General features: G+C 38.7%; 7 protein-coding genes and 2 tRNA genes. 8 read left to right on the top strand and 1 reads right to left on the bottom strand.

Going from position 1 to position 8,615, the window contains the following annotated elements; genetic code table 11:
- Both DNK84_RS04760 and DNK84_RS04765 read left to right on the top strand, forming a co-directional pair.
- On the top strand, window positions 1-263 hold a 263-nt coding region (locus DNK84_RS04760; protein WP_162902228.1), incomplete at its 5' end, for a hypothetical protein.
- A gap of 56 nt (window positions 264-319) precedes the next feature.
- Window positions 320-1,444, top strand: a complete 1,125-nt coding sequence (locus tag DNK84_RS04765) for an RING-H2 finger protein (protein WP_119343424.1) — start codon at window positions 320-322, stop codon at window positions 1,442-1,444.
- A gap of 12 nt (window positions 1,445-1,456) precedes the next feature.
- Here DNK84_RS04765 and DNK84_RS04770 read toward each other — a convergent pair whose 3' ends face one another.
- Window positions 1,457-4,219 carry a valine--tRNA ligase gene (locus DNK84_RS04770; RefSeq protein WP_119343425.1) on the bottom strand — a complete coding sequence of 921 codons (2,763 nt, stop codon included), beginning with the start codon at window positions 4,217-4,219 and terminating at the stop codon, window positions 1,457-1,459.
- 370 nt (window positions 4,220-4,589) lie between these two features.
- Here DNK84_RS04770 and DNK84_RS04775 point away from each other — a divergent pair.
- The 6 genes from DNK84_RS04775 to DNK84_RS04800 form a co-directional block, all read left to right on the top strand.
- A tRNA-Arg gene (locus tag DNK84_RS04775) sits at window positions 4,590-4,666 on the top strand.
- 7 nt (window positions 4,667-4,673) lie between these two features.
- Window positions 4,674-4,748: transfer RNA gene (locus tag DNK84_RS04780), tRNA-Gly, on the top strand.
- 30 nt (window positions 4,749-4,778) lie between these two features.
- Window positions 4,779-6,008 (top strand): Wadjet anti-phage system protein JetD domain-containing protein, encoded by a 1,230-nt coding sequence (locus DNK84_RS04785; protein ID WP_119343426.1) that lies wholly within the window; start codon window positions 4,779-4,781, stop codon window positions 6,006-6,008.
- A gap of 5 nt (window positions 6,009-6,013) precedes the next feature.
- Complete coding sequence (locus DNK84_RS04790; RefSeq protein ID WP_119343427.1) at window positions 6,014-7,519, top strand: DUF3375 domain-containing protein; 1,506 nt, start codon at window positions 6,014-6,016, stop codon at window positions 7,517-7,519.
- Window positions 7,512-8,132: a DUF4194 domain-containing protein gene (locus DNK84_RS04795; RefSeq protein ID WP_119343428.1), complete on the top strand. Its 621-nt coding sequence runs from the start codon at window positions 7,512-7,514 to the stop codon at window positions 8,130-8,132. The genes DNK84_RS04790 and DNK84_RS04795 overlap by 8 nt, the downstream gene beginning before the upstream one ends.
- Window positions 8,113-8,615 (top strand): ATP-binding protein (locus tag DNK84_RS04800; protein WP_162902229.1); only part of this gene is annotated, 503 nt, incomplete at its 3' end. The genes DNK84_RS04795 and DNK84_RS04800, both read left to right, overlap by 20 nt.

The following is an 8,615-nucleotide window of genomic DNA, read 5'->3' on the forward strand; positions in this document are numbered from 1 at the left end:
AATTCCGAATGCGCCCTATTATTAATTTCACTGAGCGCTTTCAGATCAATAATGACTGTGGTTTTCTTGTATTAAACTTTGTCAGTGAAATCTATCAACGTAACCGTCTTGATATGAATTTTAATGCATTATATGAGTCAGTAAGACAGCAATATAACAGCCGATTTTTACGTCTTCACTTTTGTCATTATGCCGGTGAACCGTACCGAAGTAATATCGCATTTTTTGAGCGCGCGTTTGAAAAACAGGATGCGCTTATTTAACTTGCTTTACATTTAATTTAACCTTTCACAACCAACAAAAAGGAGTCGTTGTATCTATGCCTGCCTATAAAATTGTAGCGCCCAATAATGAGATTAATAATGAGATTTGTGTCATTTGCCAAGAAGATCTTATAAATCAAAGACAACAGCACGAAAATGGCTCAATCTGCAAGACGATCTGCAGCCATTATTACCATAAAAACTGCATCGATACTTGGCTAAATCAGTCTGAGACCTGCCCACTTTGCAATACAAGATTTGGAGAAAGAAGACAAAGACCGGAAGCTAACTTTGATATTCATGCATTTATTGCCGATGAACAAGCCCGCCTGCCACAAAGACAAATTCATCAAGCCCAGCCACAAAGACAAATTCGTCAAGCCCCTGTTAACCTTATTGAGCCAAGTTATCGTATCGCCTTAAACGAGAATCTCGGCGAAAACAGAATCGCCTTTTTCCAAAACCTTGTTGATCAAGCCATGGCATCACAACTTGTATCCCTTGATATACTTAAAACAGCGATTAATAATGCGACTAATGCTTATTTAAACTGGCGGGGTAATGGCCGAGGTTTTTTTCACCGGGGTAATACTGGACGAGATAGAGCAAGTAATTTCCGTCAAGAGATACAGAATTTTAATGGCTCTGTTAATGACTGCTGGCGACAAGTTTGTAACACTATAAGAAACTTTCCTCGGCACAACCACTCATACACTTCATTTATTCTTAATGAATTAAAACAACTACCTGGCTTAGGCATAAGAAATATTGACTACACATCTGATAACCGTGATATTAGAAACGAGCGCTTTAGACTATTAGATGGCGGTCTGATTCAAATACCAATTGAGCAGCAAATATCAGACCGTCGATTAAAAGCCTCTTTTTTTGGTACAATTGAAAGAACCCGCCAATTTTGGCAGTACTGTTTTAACCGAAACCCTCAGTTTGCTGGCATGGGTATGGACCATGAGACAGTTAACCTGCACCGCAACACTAACCTTCAAGTATGGTGCACTGCAGGACAAGATCGTTTGCGAACGATTACTTCTGCATATTATCGTAATGCTAATATTCTTATAATTGCAGGAAATGCAGCAGAATTGCGTAACTTTTCTTCAAGAATACAAGGCAATGAAAACACCCCTGTTGTCTGGGTTGAAATGTCTTTAGATGATTAGACCTATTTCAGTTTAATGCGCGCTTAAACTCGCAAGTTTATCGAACTGCTGCTGTAGTTTCCCATACTTTGATTCAAACTCAGCAAGCTTTTGTTTTTCTTTTTCCACCACATCTTGTGGTGCATTGGCGATAAATTTTTGATTATTGAGCTTGCCAGAAAGCCTTGTGATCTCTTTATCAAGCTTTGCTTTTTCTTTTTCAAGGCGAGATCGTTCGGCTTCAACATCAATTAGCCCGGCCAAAGGAATATGCAGTTCCATCTCACCGATAACGTCACTTGCTGACATCGGGACATCATCACTAATCGTAACAGAGGAAACCTTGGCCATATATTGAATAATCTTTTGCGTCTTCGCCAATTTATCTATATCAGATTGCATAGGGTTTTTAAGATATAATGGAATCTCAAGGCTTGGTTTGATATTCATCTCTGCGCGAATTGTCCGGATACTAATAATTACCTTTTGCAACCATAGAACCTCCTCCACAGAAGCTTGATCAATAAGGTTTTCATCAAAACACGGAAAAGCTGACAACATCAAAGAATCATCTTTTGTCTTAGTATAAGTCTTCACCTGCTTGAATATCTCTTCGGTAATAAATGGAATAACCGGATGCGCAAGCTTTAAGACTTCTTCTAACACTTGAATCAAGGTAAACTGAACTGCCTGTTTATGATACAGGTCAATCGTCTTATCGCTTAATTGTGCCTTAGCAAGCTCTAAATACCAATCACAATACTGGTGCCAAACAAAATCATAAATACATTGTGCCAACAGATCAAAACGATATTGTGCAATATGTTTGTGTGCTGCTGCAATTGTTTCATTTAACTGATGCCAAATCCATTTTTCTGCCACGCCCATTTTTAAAGACGTATGATTTTGATCAAAACCATCCAAATTCATCATCACAAAACGTGACGCGTTCCATAGCTTGTTACAAAAATTACGGTACCCTTCCATACGTGCCACATCAAACGAGATATCACGCGAAGTAGAAGCCAAAGCAGTAAAAGTAAAGCGAAGCGCATCCGTACCAAAAGCCGCAATTCCATCAGGAAAATGTTTGCGCGTTGCTTTTTCGACTTTTGCTTTCATCTGTGGTTGCATCAAACTTTCTGTGCGCTTTTTAATGAGACTTTCTAAATCAATCCCATCAATCAGGTCAATTGGGTCTAACACATTACCCTTTGACTTGGACATCTTTTGACCTTCGGCATCACGAATAAGTCCTGTGATATAAACATCCTTAAATGGCACATCTTTCATGAAATAAAGTCCAAACATCATCATCCTGGCAACCCAGAAGAAGATAATATCAAACCCGGTTATAAGTACACTTGTTGGATAATATTTTTCAAGTTCAGGTGTTTTTTGCGGCCACCCCAGTGTTGAAAAAGGCCAAAGTGCAGCGGAGAACCAGGTATCAAAGACATCTTCTTCCTGTGTCAATACAACATCATCACTTAACTGATATTTCTGGCGAATATCCTTTTCATCTTTACCAACATAAATATGCCCACTTTGATCATACCAGGCTGGAATACGGTGCCCCCACCATAGCTGGCGCGAAACACACCAATCCTGTAAATCACGCATCCAGGCGTAATATGTATTTTTCCAGTTATCAGGAACAAATCGTGTTTTCCCGGCTTCAACAGCTTCAATAGCAGGTGCAGCTAACTGGCTTGCCTTAACAAACCATTGTTTTGTTAAATAAGGCTCTAAGATAACACCGGTTCGATCACCTCTTGGCACCTTCAAAGTATGCGGTTGTTTTTTCACCAAAAATCCAAGCTGTTCCAAATCATCAACAATAATTTTTCTTGCTTCAAAACGGTCTAAGCCACGATATTTTTCAGGAACATTATCATTCAGTGTGGCATCTGGTGTTAAGATATTAATTATTTCCAAGCCATGACGTTTGCCAATTTCATAATCATTAAAATCATGCGCTGGTGTGATTTTCACACATCCTGTCCCAAATTCTTTCTCAACATAATCATCCGCAATAATTGGAATCAAACGATCAGTCAATGGCAATTTGACCTTTTTCCCAATAAGGTTTTTATACCGCGCATCTTCAGGGTGAACTGCAACAGCAACATCTCCTAGCATCGTCTCAGGTCTTGTTGTTGCAATTTCAATCACACCACTTCCATCCTCTAACGGGTAACTGAAATGCCAAAGCGCACCCTTTTCTTCTTCCTGGACAACTTCCAAATCAGAAACGGCTGTTTTTAACACAGGATCCCAATTGACCAGACGCTCACCACGATAAGCAAGCCCATCCTCATAAAGCCTTATAAATGCTTCTGCAACAGCTTCTGATAAACCCTCATCCATTGTAAAGCGTTCGCGCGACCAATCAGGTGATGTACCCAAGCGGCGCATCTGCTTGCCAATATTATTACCCGAGTATTCTTTCCATTGCCAGATTTTCTCAATGAATTTTTCACGGCCTAAATCATGGCGTGAGACACCTTGATTGTTCAATTGTCGCTCAACTACCATTTGTGTGGCAATACCGGCATGATCTGTACCAGGCTGCCAAAGCGTGTCATCACCCATCATGCGATGATAGCGGGTTAATACATCCATTAACGTATGCTGAAAACCATGTCCCATATGCAAAGTACCCGTCACATTAGGTGGTGGTAACATGATTGCAAAAGTCTCACCTTTCGTATTACCACATTGAAAATACCCTTTTGCTTCCCAATCTTTATAACATTGCTGTTCTATTTCTTGTGGGTCGTAATTTTTTTGCATGATATTAAATCACCTTCGTTTTTTAATCTTAAAGTCATTTTACACTCAGTCACTCGGCATTATTTTTTAAATGTGTCCTATACACATAAACGCTTGCCTTGCAGTTAGGATTTACACGTGACCAGTATAAATAAAAAATTTATGCCATTTTATCACAGTGATAACATAAACCAAGCAATAAAATAATGAAATAGCCCAATGTAGCAAGCGCCTTTGGTTGATATTTACGCCATTTTTATCGCATAATACACAAACGGCAATATTTTGAAAAAATCTCTGTATTTTTTAGAAATAAGCGTTGACATAGCTTGGCCAAAGCTCTATCATTCATCTCGTTTTCGCAAACAGATAAAACATGCGAAACATCTACGCACCCGTAGCTCAGCTGGATAGAGTACCTGGCTACGAACCAGGCGGTCGGAGGTTCGAATCCTTCCGGGTGCGCCACATTTAAGCGGGAATAGCTCAGCGGTAGAGCACAACCTTGCCAAGGTTGGGGTCGCGAGTTCGAACCTCGTTTCCCGCTCCAGTACTGAATTAATTACTGCAGAAACAATTTATGCTTATATCACTAATGTCAATCAAACATAAAGTTAATAAATGGTGGGAACAGCAGCACCTTCAAACCTCTTATGTTAACAGCATTAACCCATTTCCACTTTTCTTTAATTTGCCCAAAGTATCAGAAAAATTGTTGGCAGAAAATTTCTCAATTATAAAAACCGAGATCAACGCACTTTATCATGCCAGCAAGACAAATAAAAAATATGGGTTCCAGATTGAATACACCACAATAAACTATCGGAAAATTGGTGCACAAAAGCTGCCTATCGCCATTTATTTTGAAACCCAGGAAGACCTATTGAAATATCTTGGGAAAACACAAATATTCAACCAATTTTGCCAATATTTTGATGAAACTAAAAAGACACTGCCTCAGCTTATAACCTTGTTGCAGGATCAACCCAAAATAATGATGGACAATCTGGAAAACTGGTCACAGATTTTAAGGGTTTGCCAGTATTTCTTACAAAACCCTCTACCTAACGTTTATTTACGTCAACTTGACATCGTTGGTGTTGATACCAAATTTATTGAGAAAAATTTTAAGACATTGAAGTTATTGCTGGATACCTTACTGCCTGAAAGTCACCGCCTTGCAGATATAAATACACTATCACACCATGGATTTGAACGTCGATTTGGCTTGCGACACCCGGAAAGCTTAATCCGGTTTCGTTTTCTTGACAACCAACTCATACCACTAGACTTTCCAGTTTGTGATTGCGCACTGCCAATTAGCGAATTCACACAAATTAATATTCCTGCCAGGCGCGTTTTTATTACAGAGAATAAAATCAATGGCTTAAGCTTCCCAAACATCAAGCAAGCAATCGTCATCTTTGGTTTGGGCTATGGCATTACATCACTGACTAAAATCCAATGGCTTAAGCAAAAGGAAATTTACTACTGGGGAGATCTAGATAGCCACGGCTTTGCAATCTTATCGCAATTACGCAGCTACTTTCCACAAACAAAAAGCCTTTTAATGGATGAACCTACTTGGAAAAAATTCCTTCATTTATGTGTTACAGAACCTAAAAATCAACGATGCACTGCAACTTTACCCAACTTAAAAGCACCTGAGCAAACACTTTACCAAAAGTTGCAATCGCGAGCAGAGCTGAACAAACCTTCCCGCTTAGAGCAAGAACGCATTCCATTTAACTATTGCCTAGCGCATATTCAACAGATACAATATGATGCCATAGAACAAGGATCCTTTTAAGCTAAATGTCCAATAATACCCAACTAAGCTTCGAGCACTTACGCTGGCTTAAATCCTCACATCCCAGCATCAAACTGTTAAATGCTGATCACTTGCCTTTAATCGTTAGCTTTTTGTATAAAGCATTCATCCTACCCAATAAGCGGACAATAGCTGCTGACGACTTGACCGTTCAGCTGGATGACTACTTACACTTTCTCCATCAAACCAATGACGAGAGTAACTACCCGAAATCTGCAAAATATTATCTTAATGAGTGGACGGACGAAAATTTTGGTTTTTTACGTAAATTTTATCCTAAATCAGGAGATGAGGCGGTTTTTGACATTACACCAGCAACGGAAAAAGCAATTGAATGGCTACAGAGTTTACAAGAAAAATCTTTTGTCGGCACGGAGTCTCGCCTTTTAACCATGTTACAAATTTTACGCGATATTGTTCAGCAAACTGAAACAGATCCTAATAAACGCATTTATGAGCTTGAAAAACAGAAAAAAGCCATTGAATCAGAAATCGCACAGATACAACAAGGTAGCTTGCCGGTTTACAATGCCACGCAAATAAAAGAGCGTTTTATACAGGCAGAGGATACAGGGAAAAAGCTACTTGGTGATTTTCGCCAAGTTCAGTATAATTTCCGTCAGCTAGATCAGCAAACCCGTGAGAAGATTGTGTCCTCCGACAAGCAAAAAGGAGAATTATTAAGTGAAGTTTTTCAAGATCATGATATTATTCGGGACTCTGACCAGGGTAAAAGCTTTAACGCATTTTGGGAATTTTTAATGTCGCCACAACGACAACAAGAACTTAGTGCATTACTTGAACATATTTATGAATTGGAAGAAATTGCACAATTACAACCTGATCGTTTTTTGAAAAGCATCTATTATGCTTTACTAGATGCCGGAGAAAGTGTATATAACACACACATTGAACTGGCTGAACAACTGCGCCGATACTTGGATGACCAGACTTACCTTGAAAACAAACGGCTAATGCACCTTATCCAATCATTTGAAAAGCGCTGTCTTGACATGAAAAAGCAAGAAAAAATTCCAGCTATGCAAACGCTTACCTCCATCCAAACTTTCAAAGCTGATATCGACTTATTAATGTGTCGCGGCTTGTTTCAACCGCCAAAAAACCCGGTTATCACAGAGAAGGCGATTGAAACATTAGATCCCAGTCTCTCCTTAGATGTTTTATTCGAACAGGTCTATGTCGATGAAAATATTCTTCGCCAGAACATACAAAAGTGCTTAGCGAATACATCTCAAGTTTATCTAAGCCAAATCATCCATACTTTTCCTGTAAAAAAAGGTCTAGCAGAACTCGTCAGCTATTTAAAAATTGCCAGCAATAGTGACTATGCACTATTTAAAGATGAAGTAGAAGTCATTCAAATACAATTTTCTAGTGGCAAAAACAAAAACATTAGTATCCCTAAAATACTTTTTGTTCAGGCAAGCCAAACTAAAACAAGTAGCCATAAGGATGGATATAATGTTTGAAAATTCAATTACATTAGGCCAAACGATTATACCACTTTTAAAAGGCGTTATTTATGAAGAACGTCAAAGCGATTTATGGAATAATGTACTCAATCAGCAAAATATGATTCGTGAATACATCGCAGTTTTAAACCTCACGCTTATAATTGATGAAGCTGAAGGTTATGCCTATTTAAAACAAATTGAAACTGACGACGATGCATTTCAATCCGGACAGGATGAAACCACATTGACTCAACCAGCAGTCTTACCTAAGCTTATCTCTAAAAGCCCTTTAAATTATGGCCTTAGTGTATTGTGCGTACTTTTAAGAAAAAAAATGTTAGAGCACGATGCTAATGGTGGCAGCACACGTGTTATTCTATCAAAGGAGCAGATTGTTAACCTTGTTCAGGTTTACCTTCCTGCTTCAGGCAGTCAGGCAAAAGATGTTGATAAAATTCATGCTTTAATTAATAAATCCATTGAAATTGGCATCTTGCGTAAAATGCAAAATGAAGCTAACCAATATGAAGTCAGGCGAATCATTGAAGCACTTATTGATGCACACTGGCTTAGTCAACTTGATCACATCTTACAGGATTACCAGGAATATGCAGAAAGAATTGATTGATTCACACAATAATCAAGCAGGTTTTCGTTTAAAACATTTTGAGGTTTTCAACTGGGGTACGTTTAACCAACACGTATGGTCGCTTGAACCAAATGGTGATAACAGTCTGCTAACAGGCGATATTGGCTCAGGAAAGTCAACGCTTGTAGATGCCCTGACAACCTTACTAGTACCCTCAAACCGTATTATTTACAATAAGGCGGCAGGTGCTGAAAACAAAGAGCGAACCATTTATTCTTATATCCGCGGTGAATATAAAACAGAAAAAGATGATTACACGCAGTCTGCTAAGGCAATTAGTTTAAGAAATGAAAATAGCTATAGTGTCATTTTAGGACATTTTTTAAATCGAAATTATAACCAAACCATTACGCTTGCTCAAGTTTTCTGGTTAAAAGATAATAAGCGCACACCAGAACGCTTCTTTGTTGTTTGCCAAAATCCTTTGTCTATCGCCCAACACTTTAGGTTCTGTGAACCAAT

This window comes from Facilibium subflavum, assembly GCF_003574485.1.
Lineage (GTDB): Bacteria > Pseudomonadota > Gammaproteobacteria > Francisellales > Francisellaceae > Facilibium > Facilibium subflavum.